Origin of the sequence: Sorangium sp. So ce887, from assembly GCF_051521455.1 — a bacterium.
Lineage (GTDB): Bacteria > Myxococcota_A > Polyangia > Polyangiales > Polyangiaceae > Sorangium.
The window spans coordinates 8,823,607-8,844,498 of sequence record NZ_CP150354.1 but is presented as its reverse complement, the minus strand read 5'-3'; the positions used below and the strand labels follow the sequence as shown (position 1 = coordinate 8,844,498).

Genomic DNA, 20,892 nt, shown 5'->3' with positions numbered 1-20,892 from the left:
GAGGAGGGCACCCAGAGCGCTTGGCTCTACGGGATCCCGTCTGCCGAGGTTCTCGTCCAGCTTGAAGGTCGACCCCGCGCCGAGGCCTGGCCGCGCCGGTTTCTACTCCGCCAGCACCGGCGCCATCCACGGCACGTCGGCCGGCGGATCCTCATACAGCTTCTGAGCCCACTCCTCGTCGGTGAGTCGGGTGAAGCCCTCTGCCAGGTGCTCGTGGTAGGCGAACACTGCGCCCGCGTACGCGCGAGGACCCTGACAGGTATCGACCGTCATGACCATCATGCGTGGATTGCCGGTGCCCACGTGCAACACCGACGGAGATCGCGGGACCGGCAGTTCGCCTCCGATGTCCGTGTGCACATCGGCAATGGTCGGGTCGCTCTTCAAGCCGTCGATGGGATTGAAGAACAGATCTTTGTACCAGCCCGTTTGCCAGGGGTCACCGCTGCCACCGCCCTCGATGTGAATCGCCTGCTTGATGAAGGTCATGTGCTCTTCCGAGTGCGGCATGCCCGTCCGCTGCGCTTCCGCCATTTCACTCAAGGTGGTCGCGATACGTGACAGGGTGCCGAAGTAGGCACTCACCTGCTCCGCCAACGTTTCGTTCCCGTTCAAACTGAAGTCGAGGGTATCGACCAAGGCCTGGCCCTGGTCGGCGAATTTGGCGATCCTTTGAAACAGCTCGGGGTAGGGATCGACGTACGCATCCGGAAAGTCGCAGCCATTGCTGCCGGTATACGACTGCTTGGCATACAAGATCGTGTCGTGCCTGAGCTGTGCCCACGATCCGAGCTGAGTGTTCAGCAAACGGCGCCCCCAGGCTTCGCTGCGCGCCACGCTGGGTAGACCTTCCGCGGCTGGCCCCAGGGTCGTGGCGTTTGTCGAGAGCGTCTGTAGCGCCCCAAGCCAAGACGTGTACAGGCTGCCTTCCCAGTACGATGGCGGGTGGGCGTCGGCGATGGCGCGAACGGCTGCCAGATCGCCGGCGTAGTTCCATTCTTCGAGTTCACTCGCGAGCAGGCTCACCGCATGGTCGTTCTTCAGGGCGGCGAACGCGGCGTCGAGCGGGTTCGGAACCACGCGTGTCGCGGTGCGGTCGTACACCACGTTGGAGAACACGTGACTATCGATCACGTAGCGCTGCCCGAAGAACGCAAAGCTCGCATTGAGCGGGAACGTGGGATCGCTGCCGTTCTTTCGCATGATGTGACTTGCGATGCGCTGCTCGCCGTAGTGCCCGTCGATGATCGCCTGCGCAATCGTCGTGTCATCGATGGCAGCAAGCCCGCTCGTAGCAGACACCCCCAGGCCGTTCAACAGCTCGTCCAGTTCGGGCACGATCATGTAGTCGTGCTCACCCACGAACGCGGTAACGGTTCGATCGATGCCCGACCAGTCTTCCAGCGCCGCGGCATCCATCAAGTCACGCATCGCCAGCGCTGCCTCGAGCTGACGGCGCCAGAAGACGCGCGAACCATCGGGCATGGTTTCGATGAGCCGAAAATCGATGCGTCCCATCCACATCATGGCGCGAAAATAGCGCTCGAGCGCCACCGTGTCCGTGTAGTGGCCCCGAGGCTTGAATTGAGAGAAGTCGAAGCGGCGCGGAACGCCGAACATGGACTTTTTCTGTTCTCCGTCGGCCGCTTCGGCATGAGTCAGGAAGGACGCGACGTCAGCTTTGCTGGCTCCCGCCACGGGTTCGCTCGGCGCTCCCATCAGCAGACTGCGCGCGACGGTCAGGTAGAAGTCCGCGTCGGCTGCTGCCTGCTCCGAGAGCCCGGAATCTCCGGACGCCAAGCGAGCACGCATCGTGTCGAGCAAGCGGGTGACACGCGGGATCAACACGGCTTGTTCCAGGGTCTGCAAGATGTCGTCGTACGAACGGTGCATGGCTTCGAGCACCATGTCGCCGCTCACGAAAACCGGCAAATCGTGCACGTAGATGGCAGCGTAGGCGTAGGGAAAGCTGGGATAGGCAAGTCGACTGGAAATTACGAAGCCGTTCGCAGCCAAGACCTCGAGTTCCGCGTCATTCAGACCCAACTCTGATCCCTGGATCAGATCGAGGTTCTGAACGTCCCTGAGACCGTACCCCAGATCGTTCGAAAACGAGACCGTGTAGGCCTCTTGGAGGGATGCCGCGTCGTGTTGTTTGGCGGTGGCCACCTGGGCTTCGACTTCGGTCGCGGCGACCGAGCTGAGATCGAGCTGCACTTGGGTTCCGACGTCTTCGGGACGCTCGTCGCCGGGACCTGCGGGGCCCGGCCCGCCCTGTTCGGTGGAACCAGAACACGCCGCCAGCAAGCCGACGCTGACCAGGGTGGAGACAATTCGTTGGGTGCGCACGGGTTTTCCTGCTCCTTTGGCGGCACGGGGGCTGGTGTGCCGGTGTGCCAAACCCGGATCGTCGTGCCGCGGCCCCAGGCCGAAGGACGCTCGAATTGCGGATTTCATCCACACCATGTGTGCCAACGCTACAGACAGAGCAACCGGCGTGCCAGCCCTCCGAGCCGGCAAGCGGCTTCCGGGCTTCCTGCAGGGCCACTACAGTGCCGCGGGTGTGGATGTTGTACGGCGCTAACGGTTACACGGGAACGCTCACCGCGGAGCTCGCCCAGGCGCGGGGCCTGCTCTTGGCGGCCTTGCTCTTGGCGGCCTTGTGGTCTGCGGAGTTCGGGGCAGGTCGTGTACGGTACCAGGAACGCTGATGAGCTCGTCCACCTTCACTGGGGCTCGTCGCGCTTCAGGAACCACTTGGAGAGGTAGCGCTCCCCGAAGTCGATGAAGGCGTCGCGCATCATGGCCTCGTAGATGATGGGCTCGAGGGTCCCAGGGGGCGGGAAGACGGTTTGCTGTTTTATGATCCCGTCCGGGACCCGCTGCACGACCTTGTGGCTCGTGAGCAGCGTTTGAGCGTCTCCGGGCAAGATGAGCTCCGTTTTAAAGAAGAACCTGAGCCCCAAGATGATGATCTGCGGCTTCTTGCTGGCATAGGCGATCCCGGACGACTCGACACGATAGCTCACCACGAGGGAGGGGGAGATCACGGAGAGCTGCTCCTCGGCGGAGCCCTCGAAAGGCGGGCCGGGCTCGAAGGTGACGAGCTCCGGCTCGAACCCCCGCGCGAGCCCCTCCGCCAGGGCCGACGCGGTCCGCTTCTCCTGGGGATCGAGGTGGGTCGCATCCACATAGCGCGTCGGCAGGGACGTGACACCGCTGAACATCGGGCTCTTCATCACGACATCGTCGGCGCGCTCCAGGTCCTGCGACGGAAGCCGCCGGAAGCGGACGTGGACGGCCGGGCCGCGGATGCCCTGCGGCGTGCTCCTGGGCCCCACGCGTTCCGCGTAGGCGAGGAGCCGCCGCACGAAATCCGCGTTCTGCTCGCTCCCTTTGGGCATCTCGCTCTTGTACCGATCGAGCGCGCGCACATAGAGCGCGTGCCTGGCGTCGTTGAACGCCTTATCCAGGCCGTGCTTCGGGTAGCGCTCCGCGAACGCCAGCAGCGCCGCGAGCGTGCCCACCTCCCGCGCCCGCTCGAGCTCCGCGACGAGCGCGGCGCGGCGGGCGGCGGCGACCTCGGCCTGGATGCCCGTCTTGGGGTAGGCGCGGATGAAGTCGTCGATGGCCTCCACCGAGCCTTTCGCCACCGCGAGGCGCAGCTCGGCCCGGGGCAGCAGCACGTGCGAGACGACCTCCCCGTGGCCGCGGCCGCGCGTGATGTAGCCCTGGTACGCGGCCACGTCGTCGCGCGCCCGCGCCGCGGCGTACATCCGAGCGTCGCTCATCCGGTTGCGGAGGACGAAGAGCCCCAAACCGAGGGCCACGCCGACCGCGGCGGCGAGGAGCCATGCATAGCGTTGCCACCCCGGGACGTCGCGCGAGAGCGGGATCGGCGACGCGAACGGGCTCTCGATAGCAGGCGGCGCGAATGGATCGAGCCGGCGCAGCTCCGCGGCTTCGGGCTTCGCTTTCATGCGGCTCCACGCCGCTTCAACCTCCCGGATCACGTCGTCCGAGCGCGACGGGTCCGCGAGAGGAAATGCGTGCTGCGTGCCGCCGAACGTGAGGACCACGGCGCCCCGAGGGGCCGCCGAGACGCGCGAGAGCTCCGCGAGCGAGAAGACCCGGAGCCTGTGGTCGCGCGCGTCGATCAGGTTCGCGGGGAAGACGAACAGGCCGGGCGTGAACGGCAGCGTGATGACGTCGGCGTTGTAGGCGAGCGCCTGGAGCACGCCGATGGCGGTGGTCGCGGCGAGCAGCACGTACGCGGCGGCCGCTGCCGTCGGGTGGAGCACGAGGACGCTGTTGACGTCGCCGAAGCCGGCCGCGCAGAGCGCCGCTAGCAGGAGGCCCGCCGCGGCGCTGACCGCGAGCCAAGCCACGATGGTGCGCCGAGTCCCGAGCCGGCTGAGGATCGGCACCGGCGCGAACCGCCCGCGGAACGCCTCGAGCACGCCGTCCTGGATGGTACGCGGAAGCTTGTAGAAATTGATCTCGTTCATCGCGTTGCTCCCACTCGGCGCCGGAGCTCGGCGCCCTTCCACGCCTCGAGCGGCCGATCGACCCTAGTGCATTTCGCCCCGGGCTCCGAGACCGGAGATGGCATATCATTGCAGCAGGAGCGTGCAGCAATGCGTCGACTTCTGCTCCTCTGGCACTTGTGCAGTCTCGTCCGCGCCGGCGCTGCGATGGGCTGTGGCGGCGACGAGCCCCGGGGTGACGGCTCGAGCGCGCCCGGGCTGGCGGCTCCGGCGACGCCGCCTCCGGGAGCGGCGCGTCGGGCAGCAGCGGCGCCGGCGGGTGACGCGGCGTTGCAAGGGTAGGCGGCCTGACGCATGTTGAGGGGCCCGGCTCGCGAACATCGACGAGGGATACCGCGGCTTGTCCCGGGCATCGACGGTGTCCTTTGGTCAATTCAGCCAGCGAGCGCGAGAGGCCCAGTTGCGGGGGATAAGCCGAACAAGGGCGATCGCGGGGGATAAGACGAACAAGGGCGATCGCGGGGAGCAGGGGCAACGGCTGCGAAGTTGCCGGATATTGTGGGTCCTGCTGCGGCGCGTACACGCGAACGCGGCCCGCTGGAGGATCCAGAGCTTCCCCTCGATGCTGGACTGCGCCAAGGCGTTGAGGAGCGTGAGCACCGAATCGGTCAGGTCCTTGGGGCTTGGCCGTGGGGGGAGTCGCAGCCCGGCGATGCCGGGGTAGTCGGCGGGCTTGAACCGGACCGGGTTGCTGAAGTCGAGGTCGAGCGTGACCAGGCACCGGCCCTCGGCCTTGCATACATCGATCACGGTCGGGTCCGAGGCGGAGCACAGCCCCTGCTCCGGCACGGTAGCGACGTCGTGACCAGCTTTTCAGAGCAGGTCGGCCGCTCGTCTGCCGAGGTTCTCGTCCCGCTTGAACTTCATGCGTCCTGCGACACCGCGACGTCGGCGAACCGGGCCATCTCGGCGCCGTAGGCGATGCAGGCGAGGACGTCGGCCTCCTCGATCCCGTACTCGTCCATCACCTCCTTGACGGACAGGCCGCCGGCGAGGAAGTCGAGCACGAGCGACACCCAGATCCGGTGCCCGCGGATGCAAGCCCGGCCGAAGCAGACGTTGGGGTCCATGGAGATCCGGTCCAGCAGCTCGTCGCGGTTCATGCCTGCACCACAGGGTAGGGACCCAAAATTTGTCAGGTCACACGCAGGGCACACAAAAGAAAAAAAACACGGTTCTCACCGTGTCTTTTTAGTGGAGGCGCCGGGAATCGAACCCGGAGCCGAATCTGAGGGCCGCATGCGCGAGAGATACAGCGGACGCCGCGTTGGAGGCCTCGGAACGGTGTCAGAGACCATCGAGGGCTCGATTCCTCTCGTATACCCGAGAGCCCTCTCGTGGAGCCCCGTGCCCAGACGTCGGGGCACACGGAGGTCACACGGCATCACGAACCCGGCGGGCTGCCTGTAACCAGGGCCGGAGCCACCGATCGATCCGCTCCGGACGTGCGCAGCCGGCAGATGGATCACGACCGCGCCGAGGACCAGTCGTTCCCTCGGTAATCGCTCCGCGGTGGCCTGCGACTCGCTTAGGCAGCGCACATGCGAACACATCATCTCGCCTCAGCAATGCTGCTCTCCCTCTTGTGCACGCTCTGCGCTGCATCGTGCGCCCTGAGCCCGGAAGCGACGCAGGAGACGGACGCCGACATCGAGGCCTGGATCGCGGCCATTTCCGGCGGTATGCGGGACAGCCATCAAAACCTGGACGGCTTGGAAAGCTTCGAGCTCTTGGCAACACCAGCGGCGACGGATGCAACACCGGATGCGGCCCCGCGCGGTAGATGCGAGGACGCCTGCATGGCGTACTGGGAGGTCATCGACAGGTTTTGCAAGCAGGTACCAGCTAACTGGAAGGTTCGTTGCCATGTCGCGAAGGCTTCTGGAAACGCCGCATGCCACGCGCGTTGTCCCTGACGCGCCGGTTGATGGGCTTGGGAGAAAATCGGGTGCTATGATGTCATCATGGACATCATCGGCGAACGGAAAGTCGTCTTTCAGCCGGCCGGAGCGGAGCATGAGCGCGAAATTTCCCTTCGCGTCGGCCGACCTCAACAACGGCCGGATGACGGTTGGGAGGTCCAGATCGACATCTTGGATCCAGAGAAGCCGTGGAAACTGCCGCCAGTGTGGGGAACCGACGGGCTAGGCGCGGCAATCCTCGGCATCTTCGCGCTCTCCAAGTACATCGAGTGGTACACCCTGAGGGGGCGTCTGACGGTGCATGAGCATGGAGAAACCGTGTTCCCAGAATGGGCACTCCTGCTGGAGGCGAGCACGCCGCCGGCTCCTGTCCCGGGAGCAGCGCCGGAGCCGGACGGTGGGGCAGAGGGGTAGGATCGCGCTCTACTCGCCTCCCTCGGTCAGCCACGCCAACGAGTTCCCCGTCGCCTGGTGGTCTACTCATGAACTCGCACGCTCCTCGCCGCTCGGCGACGAGATGACCGCCAAACCGCCGGGCGTCCGCCTGCGCCGCCTTGCCCGGGGCACCGGCTGGAGGTTCCGTGGCCCGCGGCGGCGCGGGGCTGCGCTCGCTTCTCTCCGCCGGGTTCGGGCTCGTCTTGGGGCGAGTCCTATTCGCTTCGCCTCCGCGCTGCTCGTCCGCGCCTCAGGTCGGCGGACGCCCGCCTACCTGCTTCACAGACGGCTGGTCAGCGCGCCTGCGGCGCCGGACACCAGCGGCCTCGACCGCCCTTGCGCTCTCGTGCTGCCCGATCGCATGACGTGCGTGTCCCTTCGCGCTTGCCGGGGCGCCCTCGCTTCCTTGCCGGGCGACATGCGGCGCTGACAGCTCGATCTGGTCCTCCCCCGGCTCTGCGAGGCGAGCGGAGATATCGCCGCGTGTCAAGAGGAGCCCGCTCGGCGCCATGGCGGCCGGCCCTACAGGGCAGCGATTTCATCCGCCGTTCGCCGCCAGCCTCCCGCGTCAGCAGCATCCGCTCGCTCGGCTCCGGGCTGCGCCAGCACGCCAGCGCGTAGACTCGGACCCGGGATCCGCCCCGCCGACCTGGTGCCCGCCGTGGAGCTCCGACTCTGCGAGGCCTCCGGCCAGTGACCCAGCTAGCTCGGCCGATTCCCGTCCTGCGACACCGCGACGTCGGCGAACCGGGCCATCTCGGCGCCGTAGGCGATGCAGGCGAGGACGTCGGCCTCCTCGATCCCGTACTCGTCCATCACCTCCTTGACGGACAGGCCGCTGGCGAGGAAGTCGAGCACGAGCGACACCCAGATCCGGTGCCCGCGGATGCAAGCCTGGCCGAAGCAGACGTTGGGGTGGATGGAGATCCGGTCCAGCAGCTCGTCGCGGTTCATACCTGCACCACAGGGTAGGGACCCAAAATTTGTCAGGTCACACGCAGGGCACACAAAAGAAAAAAGACACGGTTCTCACCGTGTCTTTTTAGTGGAGGCGCCGGGAATCGAAACGCCTGCCGAGGGTGGGGATCTGCAGGGATCGCGTGGGTTTCTGCATGAGACGGGGGCGGCAACCGTGCCGTCGACGGCAGCTAACTGCGCGAAACCTCGTGCGCCGGACGAATCGCAGACGAAACCCGCAGACCCGCGGACGGTGCTCCTCGGTCAGCTGGCGGAAGGCATGCGGGCGGCGCTCGCCGCGGGCGACGTCGAGGCGGCGCGCATCGCCCACGAGACCATCGGGCGCCTGCTCGGCGCGCCCTCGAGCGCATCCCGGTGCACGTGCCCGCGCTCCGACGTCACGCTCCCTGACCGAGGACCCTCGTTCAGCGGAAGGCGAAGCGGTCGACCGTGATCTTGTAGCTGAGTTGTTCGCCGCGCTCGATGCGGCCACCGAGCGATATGTTGTGCTCCTCGCCGCTCGTCGCCACGTACTTCGCGTCGGCCGCCACAAACGTGCACGCACCCTCGATCGGCTGCGGGCGCTCGAAGAGGCAGCCGTAGCCGTCCTCGGCGACGGGGCGACAGATGCGGGTGTCGATCTTCAGCGCCTCGACCTCCTCGCGCGAAAACAGGCGCTCCTCGTAGGTGATCTCCATGGGCTTCTCGCAGCGAACGTAGATGGGCAGGTATTGGTGCTGCGCGTCCCGGTACACCACGCCGTCTTTGATCTCCTCGCGCGTGCCCGCGGCCACGTCCAGATAGCCCTTCAGGCGGACCGGCGCCTCGACCGCGGCGGGGAGACCCTCAGCGGGCATCGCCTCGGCGTGCGGGTGATCGCCGGCGTAGACGAGGACGTTGAGGAAGCGTTGCCGCGCGCCGTCCCCGGCGGGGTCGAAGATCTCGCTGACCGCGTCGCATCGTGCGGCCTGCTCGGCGGAGCGGCTCTCCATGTTGTCCCCGCTCGACTCGAACCCGAGCTCGTAGACGCCCACGCTCGCTCCCCAGCCATTGTCGTCCTTGGACGCGGCCAGGCCGGCGGCGTCGTTGTTTGGGGCGATCCAGAGGTTGTTGGTGGTGAGCGCGGGGACGTGCGTCAGCGAGCGAACGAGGGAGCCGTTATCGCCGCAGCCGCGCCCGATCTGTTCATAGGTGGTGTTTACCTCCGCCGGAGTCGACGGGGTTGCCGGCGCCGCGGTGGGCTCGGCGATCGTGTCGCCGTCCGATCCGCCGCAGCCCGCGACGAACATGAAAGGAGCCCCCACGAGAACCAGCGAACGAAAGCAGTTACTCATGACGGCGGTGAGAGCAAAGCTCGTACCTCCCCGATCCATGCGGATTTTCCGTCCAAATCGCGGCGCGAGACGCAACGCGTGAACGGGGCGCCACACCTCGGCCGCTTACGACGCGGCCGGCGTCATCAACCTCGCCGCCGAGCGCACCCGGCGCGGCGGGTAGCCCCGGCTGGGCCCGCGCTCGCGGCGGGCGACGTGGAGGCGGCGCGCATCGCCCACGAGACGATCGGGCGGCTGCTCGACGCGCCGGGAGTCGATGCTGCCGGCGTCATTGACGTCGCCGCCGAGCGCGTTCGCCGCGGCGGGTAGCGCTGGCCGGAGCGGCGCTCGCCGCGGGCGACGTCGAGGCGGTTCGCCACCCGCGAGCGACGGAGGGGCGCCGCAGGCGCCACGGAATCGCTCGTCGGTGTGCAGCCGTGAGTTGGGCAGCTTCGTGTACGCTTTCGGAGCCATTACTTCCGCCGGGACTGCGGATGGGTGCCCATGCCGAGTTCTTCCCGTAGCCACTCTTGGAGATGGCCGGCCTCTAAGCTGGAGTTGCGAATCTCATAGCCGCCACTGCTGCCGAGCTCAACTTCCCGGTACGCGTCGGATCTCTCCCACAGGTAGGCCTCGCAGCCGGCGCTGCCCGCATCATACCCCGCGCGCTTCTTCTCGATTCGACCGCCTCGAGCGATCTCCGCCTTCTTCCGCATGTCGGCCAGCTGCGCAGGAGGAACGCGGCGCGACTGGAGGACGGGATTTCTGAATCGCTCTCTCAGCCCGGTCTCCAGATAGAGTCCGTCCCCGGCGGGTTGGGGAGACCAGGTCCTTCCCAGGTCGTAGAACCAAATTCGGCCCTGATCATCAAGGACGTGCCCGTAAGCCTTACTGCCCCAGGCAAAATTCGCGTAGCCGCAGGAAAAAAGCGGCTTACCCATTCTCACGCCCTTCGAATTCGGGTCCGCCTCGAGGATCGGAGGGGAGCGAGGCGTAGGTTGAGGTAAGTCGTTCGCGGCTTGTGGCTGAAGCGTGGGCTCCGGGCTTGGTTCCACCTCGCTGGAGGACATCTCGGGATCCTTGTTCGCGGACTTCGCTACAGAAGGCGCGTGCGACGGAGCAGCTGGTTCGCCACTTCCGGACTCCGACCGTTCCTGTCGCGCGCAGGAAGCCGATACAAGACTCGATGCAAGAGCCGCTGCGATGTAACCGAGGAAAACCTTGGTGCGAGTCATGCGTCTCCCGAAGTAGATAGCTGTCCCGTTGCCTGCCCAACGTCGCAATAAGTTGCGTCGCAGGGCCTAGCGGCGGATTATAGCATGTAGGCGCTGATCTGCGTCGTGCAGCACGAGATATCGGGCGTACCGCCGATGGACGGTGCGCGCCGTGTTCGATGGGTAATCGACTTTGGTCTGGTGTGGCGTCGGTGGGGCCAAGAAGCCACTTGAAGGGAGGAAATATGTCGGGCAACAACGGAGAATCTGATTGTTTCGCTCATCGGTCGGCGATCGACGACGAGATTACGATGGAGCTGGTGTACTCGTACGCCCGAGCCCAGGCCCTCGAGGACGGCGTGCTCATCGACGTAAGCGCCACGGCTCGCGAGCTCGGCGTGAAGATCCCCGTCGCCGTGACGAGCGCCGTCTGGGAGCGCTACGTGAAGCTGACGCCGGCCGCGATCCGGGCGGGCAACGGCGAGGAAGGGCGAATCTGGGACATCGTGTGGATGTTCAGGTGGGCCGCGCTCCGAGCGAAGGACAAGAGCGAGGTCCTGTTCCAGCTACACGTAGTCACCGACTCCATCACGCCATCCCTCGTGGAGCTCAAGGCGCTGTGCGGGCCCGGCGACGACTGCGAGCCGGTCATCACCATCATGCTTCCTGACGAAGACTGACGCGCTCGTCTCTGGAGCTTCGCAGAAAAACGAGCTCCGCAGGATTGGCGTGATTTGTGCCTGCGTGATCGTGGCTGTTAGAAGGCCGAAATGAAGTGCAGCCCGCGGGTGGTGGAACACCCCGGGCTGCGTGGCCGAACCCCGCGTCACGAGGTCCGACAAATGAACCGTGTATCTCGAGCCCCGACTTGGGGCCAAGGAATCGATCCGTCCATCGTTCGCCCCTGGTCGCCCGCCGATCCAGGCAGCTCCTCGACGCCTGCCGGCCCGGCTGAACGCGGGAGGGCTGGGTGAGCAAGCGGCGGAGGGGGGCCAAGCGCCCGCCCGCCGCGCCGACAAAGCCACCGTCGACGACGATCGAGCCCGAGGCGATCCTCGCCGAGAGCCGGCTGATCCGCGCCATGCTCGCCAGATGCGGCGTGCCCGCGCGGGATCGCGACGACGTACTCCAGGAGTGCCTCATCGGCGCCGTCGTCGCCGTGCGGGAGGGGAGGTACCGCCCGGAACCCGGGCTGCACCCGCGGCGGATCCTCCAGCGCTGGCTGATCGGCATCGCCGTCCACCAGGCCCGGAAGTACCACGAGAAGGCCTACCGCCGCCGGGAGATCGCCGTCGTCGATCCGCGGGCCTACGTCGTCGGCCGGGTGCCGTCCCCCCACGGGGAGGTCGAGGCTCGCGCCGTGCTGGAGCTGCTCTGGCAGGTACATCCGCGGGAGCGCGGGGTGCTCATCCTCGTTGGCAAGGGCGAGCAGGTGAGCGAGGTCGCCCGGAGCCTGGGGTTGCCGGTCGGGACCGAGTTCTCACGGTTACGGCGGGGACGGATGCGTCTTGCCGCCGTGCTTAAGCGGCGGCGTCGCTCGCGCTAGACCTCACCTACCGCGCGCGAGTTCCTCGTTAGGTTCAGGATCGCGGGAACCCAGTGCGCGCAATGTCCTTGCGCCTGCGCGCACCATGTTTCTGTTGCGCATGGTTCTACGAATGTATATACTCGCGCCAGGCGAGGGTCTGACGCGGATTTTGATTGCTCGACACTGCCGGGTGTGCCACACCTCTGCCCTGGAGGCACGGGCTTGTAGGGCTCACAGCAGATTCCGTTGGGCATGGAAGGCGAAAGGGCTCCGGCTCGAACCCGGAACCCCTTCTAGTCTTCCTGTCGCGCAGCCCTGAGAACCGCGACCGACAGTCCCTGTGCGGGCGACTGCGCCAGAGCCTATCGAGGTTCTGGCACGCGTCAAGGTCTCGGTGCTGCCAAGGCGGTGGTCTGTCCTCCTGGAAAGGCAGCCGAACCGAGATGTTTCAGTTCTTGAAGTTGCACGTTGAGATGCTCGCCGAGCTGGAGGACGCGCAGCAACGCGTTCCTCGTCCAGCTCCGTTGCCGCGCTACGAACCGCTCCCTCGGGTTCCGAGGCCGTTCGTGCAGGCGCCGCCGTTCATGCGGCCGGCGTACAGGCGGCGTAGGTAGCGATCGCCGATCCGTGATCGTCGTGCGGTCCCTCGTAGCGTGGGATCATCTACGCCCGAGGGTCGCCGACGATCCGGCAGGTTTCGGTCGCCGTTCCGCTGGCCTACATCGCCGGCCGGGAACGGGGGCCGTCTCCCATACGGAGGTCGAGGCGCGCGCCCTCCTCGAACTGCTCAGGCTGGTGGAGCCCCGCGAGCGCCGCGTGCTGATTCTCGCCAGCGAGGGGGAGTAAAGTGTCGGGGGTCGCCCGGAGCCAAGGGCTGCCGGGGGAAACGGCGCTTCTTGCAGCGCTTACCCCTCAATCCCAGGTACCGAACTTGGCGCGGCAGCCATTTTCGACCCATATGTAGTCGCCCTCAAATCCCCAGGTGTCTCCCTCTATACAGTCGGCTCTCGAGTACTTCTCCAGTACCCAGGCTGTGCGGATGCTGAAGCCAACGGAGCACTTGCTGTACTTGTAATATCGACTTTCGCATACAATCGCTTTCGAAAGCGCAGATTCGCTGACTGTTATGTCTTCCTCTTCTGTGTTGTTTGCTGCGTCTTGGTCGGGCGCGTGGCTGCACGCGGGTGTGAAAGCGACCGTGAGCGCGATGGCCCAAATTTCCAGCCTCTGCTTCATGACGAACCTCCTTGTGCGTTCGTGTGTGCAGTGCTCATGCCGCGTTAACTGGTGAATATCGTGGCACCTTTGGCTATGTGCTTACGACACCAACTCGGACCGCGGTGCTCTCGCAGGGGGAGGGCATCCTGCGGCTGTGCTCGCGGTGATCGTCACCTGGGCCGATCTGTTGTGGGCGTACGTGGGGCCCGCGATCGATCCTGCCTGCCGCAGGCACGCAAGGCACGCCTGCCGCGAGGCAAGGCATCACGCCTCCCCGATCTCGACCACCCGCCACCATGACCCGGCCCGCTAGGTCGCGGCGAACAGGCCGCAGCTGTCGTAGGCGAGCTCCAGCACGAGACCGGGGGCGACGGGCAGGGCGAAGGTCTGATCCTCCTCCGCGAGAACAGCTTCAGCGATGGCGTCGAGCTCGTCAGGGTCGATCATGCCCGAGGTATCGACGGGACAGCGGCGCCGGTTGCGTGGCGTCCGACGGGGGCAGGTTTCCGCCGCCGAGCCGCTGGCTCACGTCGCCGGCCGGGTGCGGTCGCCTCAGGGGGAGGTCGAGGCGCGCCCTGCTGGACCTGCTCCGGCTGGTGGAGCCCCGCTGGTAGCACAACCCTGATTCCCCCTTTGTGAACAGTTACATTCAACGGCAGGTAGCAAGGAGCGAACTACAGCACTTTTTGAATTTCCGGCCGCTCGAACAGGTGCATAGATCGTTGCGACCAGGCGGACGGCCATGTTGTTCAACGTAACCGCTCAGTCTTTCTCGACGGATTCGTTCGACAGAGTGGCCTACTTCAGCGGAAACATCGCTCTTCGTAAAAAATACGAATTCGACATGATCATCGGAAGCGGACACTCCGATGCTAAGCCATTCGTCCGCACTCGCCAAACACATTCGCGTGGTCGAATGTTTTCTGGCATTACTGTCTAATATCCCTCGTTTCGACACGTAGATGCTAAAACCACGATTGGGAGCAAGGAATTGCATTGATAGGTCATGTTCTTTTCCATCTTTTGCACATTCTTCGCGGAATTTTTTTAGAAATGCATGGATACGGTCGAGTCCATCCTGGTCCAGCTCAAGTAGCCGAATCGCGGCCATGGTTCTCTTGGGTTTGTTTGTAGCTTCGATCAGGCTGACAAGACGGAGGATCTCGGCCGGAATCGGCCTCGCCGGCTTTGCTACAGCAGCTCCGTGCGGCCGGCCAATGTACCACCTATCCAGCATATCGGTGTATCCGTGGAGCCCGACACGATGAAACTTCTTCAGCTCCCCAGGCTCATGGTAGAGCCCGTCTGCTAAAAACTTGCATAGCAAATCGAGTTCGTCGTGTGGCGCATACGGTAATTGATTTACCGCAAGCCTCCTCTGGAGGAACAAGATGAATTCTGACGGAGACTCGATCATTTCTGAGACCACTCGAAGATCACTAATGAACACGCACCAAGGCCAGTGGACGCCAGCGGAAAGAAGTCCTTTTTCGCGCGCGAGACCCAACTGAGCACCTAGCGGATTCATTGACGCGAGGGTTGGGTTGATAATATAGATCTGGTCGATCTCGGAGCGCCTCAAAGTGAGACGGGAAGCGCCTCGCTCATCCGTAAAAATTGCCTCATCCTGGTCCATGATATAATTCTGTACACGATTTCCCTGGATGAATGCGTCCTCGATGATTTTGCCAAAATCATGCTTGAGCCGACTGGGGGCACCTCGCCTAGCCGGGAGGCTTAGCCCGCCCGCCTTGGCTTCGACAACGAATACATAGCGGTCGTATTGAATAATCGCGTCTGTCTCAGGACGCTTTCCATCAGGCGTCGTGTAATAGAGTGTCCTGCTAACTTGACACCCTGGAAGAAGGCGCTGCAAGAATTCGACGGCCATTTTCTCCAGGGTTGCGCCGCGTGCACTCTGATACGTTTGCGCGTATCCTTTGTCCTTGAGTAGTATACCATCCAAGGCTTCGAGCATCGACCGAAACAGTAGTGGTGGACTTGGGCAAAAAAACGATTCTTCGAGTCGCACGAACGGCTTAGCCCAGATGATTGTGTCCTTCGTGGGGTACCCGGCGAACGGCGGCGAAAGGAATGCCGCATTGTCTCCCGGAGTGCATGCGAAGGCTTCTACGACCCTTCTTGAGATAAGCGGATCGTTTAAGTCGACCGTCAGCAGATCCCGCCCGGTCTTATAAATGGATTCTGCATTCTGAGCTATGCGTTGACGCGTCTGTTCGGGAACGGCGGCGGCGATATATCGGCGAACGTCCTCCTCCGAAGCCATGTCCTCCAGATGGGCCGTATCCCGCTCAAGCTTCGCCAAGGCTTCCACTTGGACGGCGCGGACGGCCCGTACCCAGTCCTGAAATGCATCCAGTCGCTTTTGGATCTGAGCCTCGACCGCCTGGAAGGTCTGGATCATCTCCGTGCTGGTAAATCCACATGCTTTCTGGAGGTAAGCGTCGTGTGGAGATGCGAAAGCTCGAACGAGAGCGATATGATGGTCGGGATATGAATCTCCTCGAACAAGCAGGTGCTGCAGGAACATTTGTACACGAAACTCCTGCAGGTCTTTGGTTGCTGGATTGGCGGGATCTAGGAGCATCATGTCTCGCGCATTAGAGAAGATATGCTCAATGGTAGATTCTAGAACAGGGAGCGTGTCTTCTTTGAGAGTGCCAGCGGCAAGATCAGCAATCGGAATTGCTGCGAATGTGCTAAATACATATTCGGACAAATACTCCTTTCCTGTGCTGGACGATTCTACGTACGTTGTCGGGTCGCCGATGCTGTTTTTTACGAAGAACGCCGCTAGCAATTCTATGGGGTCAGATTTTTGTATCTGGTTGATGGCGGTCGATATGTGAGATTGCAAAGAGGATTCGCACTTTGCTCGCGCCGCGGGGAGGCTCTCTCGGAAGCGACGAAACTCCGCAGGGTTCCACTTGGACTGCATAAGTGTAGTGCGCCCGAATCGCGCTATGTGCAGAGGGCCGAGCGAGAGCACCTCATCAGGGGTGTGATTCCTCTTCTTCTTCTTCTTTGTTTCTGTTGCTTTTGATTTGCGATTCATGCGTCTTTCGTGGGCCTGTGCTCAATGCGAGATATGCCAGGCCTCGGTGTGGTTTTGCTGTGTGGTAAAGAGCAGGTGGGTGCTGAGCTGCAATGTTGCGGTAAATCGGTCGTTTGGCGAAGGTCGTCTTTACAGTGTTCTCGACTTTAGGCTATGATCAATCGCTTTGCCATCGCCTGGTGGCATAGGAAGAGCGGATCAGTGTAATGCGATCGCGAAAACGACTTCGTGCGGCAGACTGCGGGAGGGACCTGAGGCAGAAGTCCCCCGCTGGGACCGGCAGGTGCCAGCGAGAGTTCGCGCCGCTTCGCGCACACCATCGGTGGCATCCCTCTCGTCCTCGCTGCCACACCAGCTACCCCCATAGCCACCCCACTCTGTGAGGCCAGCGGAGATGCCGTCCCGTGTCAAGACGGGGCTGCCTCCGGCAAGGGGCCGCGGCCAGGGCAGGGGATGAGCCGGCCCCGCAGGGCAGGGACCCCGCCCACCGCCAGCCTCCCACAAGGTCGTGCCCGTTCGCTCGGCTACGCGCTGCGCCAGCACGCCAGCTCGCAGTCTCGGACCCGGGGTCGGCCCCGCCGGCCTGGTGCTCGCCGTGGAGCTCCGACTCTGCGAGGCCTCCGACCAGTGGCCCAGCTAGCTCGGCCGATGTCTGTCCTGTGACACTGGAAAATCGGCGAACCGGGCCATCTCGGCGCCGTAGGCGATGCAGGCGAGGACGTCGGCCTCCTCGATCCCGTACTCGTCCATCACCTCCTTGACGGACAGGCCGCTGGCGAGGAAGTCGAGCACGAGCGACACCCAGATCCGGTGCCCGCGGATGCAGGCCCGGCCGGAGCAGACGTTCGGGTCGATGGAGATCCGGTCCAGCAGCTCGTCCCGGTTCATCGCGGCACCACGGGGAAGGATGCCCCCAAAATTTGTCAGGTCACACGCAGGGCACACAAAAGAAAAAAGACACGGTTCTCACCGTGTCTTTTTAGTGGAGGCGCCGGGAATCGAACCCGGGTCCGCAAGGCATCCAGTCTACCTTCGTTCACGTGCGTAGTCGCCTTACGCTGACGACGGCGTTCGTAGATTCGGCTACGACCTATCCCTCACTGAATCTCGGTCGCGTTATCGAGGGCATCCTCACGCGGCCCAGCCCTGTGGTTGACACCCTTAGAGTACTAGGACGACCTTCTCTTCGGATGGCTTAGCGGTTCTTAGGCCGCGACAGCGTATGCGTTGTCGTTCGCAATTGTACGTCCCGCTTGATAGGCGGAGCAGGAGCCGCCAGCACGCAGACAGACCTTCAGTCCCCACGTCGAAGCCGATCGCCCCCTCGTGGTTCGTTCAGACGGACCAAACATTGCTAGAAACTGCGCTGCCGTCAACCCCTCCGCGCCCCTCGGCGTCAGATCGCTCCGCCGCTGAGCGCGCTTCGCGTCCGCCGTCCGCCGTCCGCCGTCCGGCGTCGATCCGCGGTTCTCCGGTTTTGCCGGCTCGGTCCGGGCGCTTCCAGCCGGCACGGCTCGTTCTCGCCTGCGTTTTTGCCTGCGTCCCGGCTCGACCGTGCTCCCGGTCCGCTCTCCGGCGAGCTGCTCGCGCCTGCCTCCGGTCGCACCCGCCGCTCCCCGACTCCGGTCGCTCCCCCCATGCCGGTCGCACCCGCCGCTCCCCGACCCCGGTCCGCTTCCCCCACGCCGGTCGCACCCGCCGCTACCCCCCACGCCGGCCGCCCCCGCTTCTTCCTGCCGACCTCGCCTGCCTGCCTGCTGCTCTCGACGGCTCCCCCTGGCTCGGCTAAGAAGCCCGCGAAAAGGAAAAGGAGACGGGCAACTTATGGCGAGGATGGTCCACTGCGTGAAGCTCGGCCGTGAGGCGGAGGGGCTGGAGAAGCCGCCGCTCAAGGGCGAGGTGGGCAAGCGGATTTTCGACAACGTCTCCAAGGAGGCGTGGCGGTTGTGGCTGGAGCACTCGAAGATGCTGATCAACGAGTACCGCCTCGATCTCATCTCCGAGGCCGGCCAGCGGCTCTGGATGACCGAGCTCGACAAGTACTTCTTCAGCGGCGGGAACGATGCCCCGCAGCTCCCGCCCGACTACGTGGCGCCCAAGGACAAGCAGGAGTAGCCGCTCCCCGTCGGCCCTGTCGCCGGCGGCGCTCCCGTCACCTGCCGGCTGCGGGTCCTGCGCTCCCGTCCACCTGCCGGCTGCGGTCCTGCGCCCCGGCCCTCCTCATCCGCACCGCCCGCTCACCCGCGCGGCTCACCCGGCTCACCCCCCGGGCCCCCGCTCACCGGCCGCCCCGGCTCCCCCCGCCCGCCCCTCACGGCAGCGACCCGGGTGCCGGCAGCGCTCCGCCGCCGCGCACGAACTCGATCAGCGCGGCGCCCATCTGCTTGTCGACCTTCTCGCACTTCGCGCTGACCGCCCCCATCGTCGCGCCCTTGCACTCCTTCCGCCGCTCGGTGACCACCTTGCCGACCTTCTCGTCGGCCTGGAACGCGTCGCGCGTCTTCTGATCGAGGCTCTTCCACGGGATCGGCGCGAACTTCGGCTTCGGCGGCACGTGCAGCCGGACCTCCTCCGTCATCAGCGACGCGCAGGTCCCGTCCCAGCGCAGGACGTCGTAGCCGCCCCCGGCGCCGCTCACGACCATGCCGCCCGTGTCGGGCACCCGCTGATAGAGGATCAGCACCTCCTCATCGAAGAGCAGCTTGTCGTTCGATGACGATCCGCCGGAGGCGTTCCACGCCTCGGTATCGCGGGTGAGGTACCCGCGCGTGAACGGCGTCCCCTTGGCGAACAGGTTGAGCGCCACGTCCGGATAGAACCCGCCGCAGAGCCGCTTCACGAACGCCGCCGGCGGCAAGCACATCTTGTCTCGCTGCTCGCACGTCGTCGGGACCTGCTTCGACGCATCCGCCGCCGCGTCCTCCTCCTTCTTCCCGTCCCCTTCCTCCGCCGCCTCGCCGCCCGACGCCGCGGCCGGCGTCGCGGCCGCCTCGGCGTCCGCAGGATCCGGCTCCGACGGAGGAGGCGTCGCGCCGCCGCAAGCGACCAGGGAACCCATCAGAACAAGCGCAAAAGAGCTCTGGACAGATCGCATGGCCCACGAACCTACCGGAGCCGGCACGCCCCTCCGCATGGAAAAATAACATCACCCCGCGACGCAATGCGCCAGCGCGGCCTCGAAGCCCCATGGCGCAATGCAGGAAACCCGCGCCCCCGTTCACAACGCAATGCGCCAGTCGCCTCGACGCCTCCTCGACGACCTCGACGACCTCGACGCCCTCGACGCCCTCGACGTTCTCGTCAGTCTCGATCGTCGCTCTCGATCGCCGGTCTCGCCAGACGCTCTCGCCATACCCTCTCGCCATACGCTCTCAAATGGTTCAGTTTTCCGACAGCACTTGACATCAGAGCCCCATCAGCAGAGTCTGAGCTGATTCCGGCAGGAGGTGGTCGTGCTGGATCTTTCTTCGTCCGCACTCTCATCATCGCGTATTGGCGGTTCGCGTAAGTGGAAGTCTCACACGGACGCTCGTCCAAGGGGACGACGGGTGTCCGCTGGTCTCTGGAGGTGTGCGACACTCGCATCACTCGCATCCTGTGCGCTCCTCGCCGGCTGCGGCGCCGCCGAGGAGCAGTTCGATCCGTGGGGCACCGGCGAGGAGGTGCTCACGGGAGCGGGCGGCAGCTCCGCCTCGGGCGGCTGGGAGGGCGCCGCGGAGGGCTCGGGCGGCGGCGGGGGCGGCTGGCCGTCGTCAGGGAAGCTCGGGCCGCCTTATCCCATCGTGCTCGCCCACGGCTTCTTCGGATTCGAGGACTTCGCGGGCGCGGGATACGTCAGCTACTTCTACAACCTCAAGCACTCCCTCGGCGAGGGCGGCGAGGTGGTCTTCACGCCCTCGGTCGATCCGTTCAACAGCTCCACGTACCGCGGCGCCCAGCTGCTCGCGCGGATCGAGCAGATCCTCGCCGAGACGGGCCACGAGAAGGTGAATCTCATCGCCCACTCGCAGGGAGGCCTCGACGCCCGCGTGGTCGCGCACGAGCGGCCCGATCTCGTCGCCTCCGTCGTGACCGTCGCCACGCCTCATCTCGGCTCGAAGGTCGCCGACATCGCGCTCCAGCTCGTCGCCCACGAGCGGCTGCAGGACGTCCTCGACGATCTCCTCAATGCCATCGGGGCGCCGCTCTACGATCAGATAGGCAACGAGACGAGCGTCTTCACGTCGCTCGAGCAGTTCTCGACACCCGGCATCGCGGCGTTCAACGCGAAGTACACCGACGCGCCCGGGGTGTTCTATGCCTCCTTCGGCGGCCGGACCGACCGCGCGCTCGGCGGCAGCGACTGCACGACGCTCGTCCCGGCGCCCTTCGTCGCGCAGTTCGACGACGGCCTCGATCCGGTGCACCCGCTGCTCTCGCTGACCGAGACGATCCTCGACGGCGGCTTCGGCGAGTCGTTCCCGAACGACGGCCTGGTGCGCGCGCGGGACGCGCGATGGGGCCACTTCTGGGGCTGTCTGCCGGCCGACCATTTCGACGAGATCGGCCAGCTCTTCGGGCAGAGCCCGGGCGACGGGAACCCCTGGCTCTATCTCGACTTCTACCGCGCCGTGATCGAGCGGCTCCGGCAAGAAGGCTTCTGACGAGCGAAAGCCGCCCCGAACGGCGCCCCGTCCAGTACC

At 65.1% G+C, this 20,892-nt stretch carries 18 protein-coding genes and 1 other RNA gene; 6 read left to right on the top strand and 13 right to left on the bottom strand.

Going from position 1 to position 20,892, the window contains the following annotated elements; all coding sequences use genetic code 11:
- Positions 1 to 102: 102 nt before the first annotated feature.
- From WMF36_RS33010 to WMF36_RS32995, 4 genes are all read right to left on the bottom strand, one after another.
- Positions 103 to 2,349, bottom strand: a complete 2,247-nt coding sequence (locus tag WMF36_RS33010; RefSeq protein WP_437574756.1) for a DUF3160 domain-containing protein — start codon at positions 2,347 to 2,349, stop codon at positions 103 to 105.
- 377 nt (positions 2,350 to 2,726) lie between these two features.
- Positions 2,727 to 4,508, bottom strand: a complete 1,782-nt coding sequence (locus WMF36_RS33005) for a hypothetical protein (protein WP_437574755.1) — start codon at positions 4,506 to 4,508, stop codon at positions 2,727 to 2,729.
- A gap of 408 nt (positions 4,509 to 4,916) precedes the next feature.
- Positions 4,917 to 5,336, bottom strand: coding sequence for a DUF5615 family PIN-like protein (locus tag WMF36_RS33000; protein WP_437574754.1), 420 nt, complete (start codon positions 5,334 to 5,336; stop codon positions 4,917 to 4,919).
- A gap of 74 nt (positions 5,337 to 5,410) precedes the next feature.
- Entirely contained in the window at positions 5,411 to 5,650 is a 240-nt protein-coding gene (locus WMF36_RS32995; RefSeq protein ID WP_437574753.1) for a DUF433 domain-containing protein, read from the bottom strand.
- A 465-nt stretch (positions 5,651 to 6,115) separates the two neighbouring features.
- Here WMF36_RS32995 and WMF36_RS32990 point away from each other — a divergent pair, with 465 nt between their 5' ends.
- Positions 6,116 to 6,463: a hypothetical protein gene (locus WMF36_RS32990; RefSeq protein WP_437574752.1), complete on the top strand. Its 348-nt coding sequence runs from the start codon at positions 6,116 to 6,118 to the stop codon at positions 6,461 to 6,463.
- A gap of 48 nt (positions 6,464 to 6,511) precedes the next feature.
- Positions 6,512 to 6,883: a hypothetical protein gene (locus WMF36_RS32985; protein WP_437574751.1), complete on the top strand. Its 372-nt coding sequence runs from the start codon at positions 6,512 to 6,514 to the stop codon at positions 6,881 to 6,883.
- Positions 6,884 to 7,606: 723 nt separating this feature from the next.
- Here the strand turns inward: WMF36_RS32985 and WMF36_RS32980 are convergent.
- From WMF36_RS32980 to WMF36_RS32970, 3 genes are all read right to left on the bottom strand, one after another.
- Entirely contained in the window at positions 7,607 to 7,858 is a 252-nt protein-coding gene (locus tag WMF36_RS32980) for a DUF433 domain-containing protein (RefSeq protein WP_437574750.1), read from the bottom strand.
- 428 nt (positions 7,859 to 8,286) lie between these two features.
- On the bottom strand, positions 8,287 to 9,165 hold the full coding sequence (locus WMF36_RS32975) for a hypothetical protein (protein WP_437574749.1): 879 nt from the start codon (positions 9,163 to 9,165) through the stop codon (positions 8,287 to 8,289).
- Between the two features lie 482 nt (positions 9,166 to 9,647).
- The gene (locus tag WMF36_RS32970; RefSeq protein WP_437574748.1) at positions 9,648 to 10,115 is read right to left on the bottom strand and encodes a hypothetical protein; all 468 of its coding nucleotides are present in this window, start codon (positions 10,113 to 10,115) and stop codon (positions 9,648 to 9,650) included.
- A gap of 584 nt (positions 10,116 to 10,699) precedes the next feature.
- Between WMF36_RS32970 and WMF36_RS32965 the strand changes: the two genes are divergently transcribed.
- On the top strand, positions 10,700 to 11,068 hold the full coding sequence (locus tag WMF36_RS32965) for a DUF6573 family protein (protein ID WP_437574747.1): 369 nt from the start codon (positions 10,700 to 10,702) through the stop codon (positions 11,066 to 11,068).
- Between the two features lie 290 nt (positions 11,069 to 11,358).
- Positions 11,359 to 11,934 carry an RNA polymerase sigma factor gene (locus tag WMF36_RS32960; protein WP_437574746.1) on the top strand — a complete coding sequence of 192 codons (576 nt, stop codon included), beginning with the start codon at positions 11,359 to 11,361 and terminating at the stop codon, positions 11,932 to 11,934.
- An 894-nt stretch (positions 11,935 to 12,828) separates the two neighbouring features.
- Here the strand turns inward: WMF36_RS32960 and WMF36_RS32955 are convergent.
- The 5 genes from WMF36_RS32955 to ssrA all read right to left on the bottom strand — a co-directional run bounded on the left by WMF36_RS32955 (position 12,829) and on the right by ssrA (position 17,534).
- Complete coding sequence (locus WMF36_RS32955; protein WP_437574745.1) at positions 12,829 to 13,152, bottom strand: DUF3011 domain-containing protein; 324 nt, start codon at positions 13,150 to 13,152, stop codon at positions 12,829 to 12,831.
- Positions 13,153 to 13,443: 291 nt separating this feature from the next.
- Positions 13,444 to 13,581, bottom strand: coding sequence for a hypothetical protein (locus tag WMF36_RS32950; RefSeq protein WP_437574744.1), 138 nt, complete (start codon positions 13,579 to 13,581; stop codon positions 13,444 to 13,446).
- Positions 13,582 to 13,783: 202 nt separating this feature from the next.
- A complete protein-coding gene (locus WMF36_RS32945) occupies positions 13,784 to 16,210 on the bottom strand; it encodes an SEC-C metal-binding domain-containing protein (protein WP_437574743.1) in 2,427 nt (808 codons plus the stop codon).
- 636 nt (positions 16,211 to 16,846) lie between these two features.
- Positions 16,847 to 17,098 (bottom strand): DUF433 domain-containing protein, encoded by a 252-nt coding sequence (locus tag WMF36_RS32940; RefSeq protein ID WP_437574742.1) that lies wholly within the window; start codon positions 17,096 to 17,098, stop codon positions 16,847 to 16,849.
- 92 nt (positions 17,099 to 17,190) lie between these two features.
- Positions 17,191 to 17,534: a transfer-messenger RNA gene (gene ssrA, locus WMF36_RS32935) on the bottom strand.
- A gap of 500 nt (positions 17,535 to 18,034) precedes the next feature.
- Here ssrA and WMF36_RS32930 point away from each other — a divergent pair.
- Positions 18,035 to 18,325, top strand: a complete 291-nt coding sequence (locus WMF36_RS32930; RefSeq protein WP_437574741.1) for an oxidative damage protection protein — start codon at positions 18,035 to 18,037, stop codon at positions 18,323 to 18,325.
- 196 nt (positions 18,326 to 18,521) lie between these two features.
- On the opposite strand, the gene WMF36_RS32925 is transcribed toward WMF36_RS32930, so the two are convergent.
- Positions 18,522 to 19,268, bottom strand: a complete 747-nt coding sequence (locus tag WMF36_RS32925; protein WP_437574740.1) for a hypothetical protein — start codon at positions 19,266 to 19,268, stop codon at positions 18,522 to 18,524.
- Positions 19,269 to 19,758: 490 nt separating this feature from the next.
- Here WMF36_RS32925 and WMF36_RS32920 point away from each other — a divergent pair, with 490 nt between their 5' ends.
- Positions 19,759 to 20,853, top strand: a complete 1,095-nt coding sequence (locus tag WMF36_RS32920; protein ID WP_437574739.1) for an esterase/lipase family protein — start codon at positions 19,759 to 19,761, stop codon at positions 20,851 to 20,853.
- Positions 20,854 to 20,892 lie beyond the last annotated feature (39 nt).

Excerpts from the sequence above, each read along its gene's own strand:
- WMF36_RS33005 (WP_437574755.1), bottom strand. The coding sequence starts at position 4,508 with ATGAACGAGATCAATTTCTACAAGCTTCCGCGTACCATCCAGGACGGC.
- WMF36_RS32965 (WP_437574747.1), top strand. The coding sequence starts at position 10,700 with ATGGAGCTGGTGTACTCGTACGCCCGAGCCCAGGCCCTCGAGGACGGC.
- WMF36_RS32985 (WP_437574751.1), top strand. The coding sequence starts at position 6,512 with ATGGACATCATCGGCGAACGGAAAGTCGTCTTTCAGCCGGCCGGAGCG.
- WMF36_RS32930 (WP_437574741.1), top strand. The coding sequence starts at position 18,035 with ATGGCGAGGATGGTCCACTGCGTGAAGCTCGGCCGTGAGGCGGAGGGG.
- WMF36_RS32995 (WP_437574753.1), bottom strand. The coding sequence starts at position 5,650 with ATGAACCGCGACGAGCTGCTGGACCGGATCTCCATGGACCCCAACGTC.
- WMF36_RS32950 (WP_437574744.1), bottom strand. The coding sequence starts at position 13,581 with ATGATCGACCCTGACGAGCTCGACGCCATCGCTGAAGCTGTTCTCGCG.
- WMF36_RS32980 (WP_437574750.1), bottom strand. The coding sequence starts at position 7,858 with ATGAACCGCGACGAGCTGCTGGACCGGATCTCCATCCACCCCAACGTC.
- WMF36_RS32945 (WP_437574743.1), bottom strand. The coding sequence starts at position 16,210 with ATGAATCGCAAATCAAAAGCAACAGAAACAAAGAAGAAGAAGAAGAGG.
- WMF36_RS32955 (WP_437574745.1), bottom strand. The coding sequence starts at position 13,152 with ATGAAGCAGAGGCTGGAAATTTGGGCCATCGCGCTCACGGTCGCTTTC.
- WMF36_RS32925 (WP_437574740.1), bottom strand. The coding sequence starts at position 19,268 with ATGGGTTCCCTGGTCGCTTGCGGCGGCGCGACGCCTCCTCCGTCGGAG.
- WMF36_RS32990 (WP_437574752.1), top strand. The coding sequence starts at position 6,116 with ATGCTGCTCTCCCTCTTGTGCACGCTCTGCGCTGCATCGTGCGCCCTG.
- WMF36_RS32970 (WP_437574748.1), bottom strand. The coding sequence starts at position 10,115 with ATGGGTAAGCCGCTTTTTTCCTGCGGCTACGCGAATTTTGCCTGGGGC.
- WMF36_RS32940 (WP_437574742.1), bottom strand. The coding sequence starts at position 17,098 with ATGAACCGGGACGAGCTGCTGGACCGGATCTCCATCGACCCGAACGTC.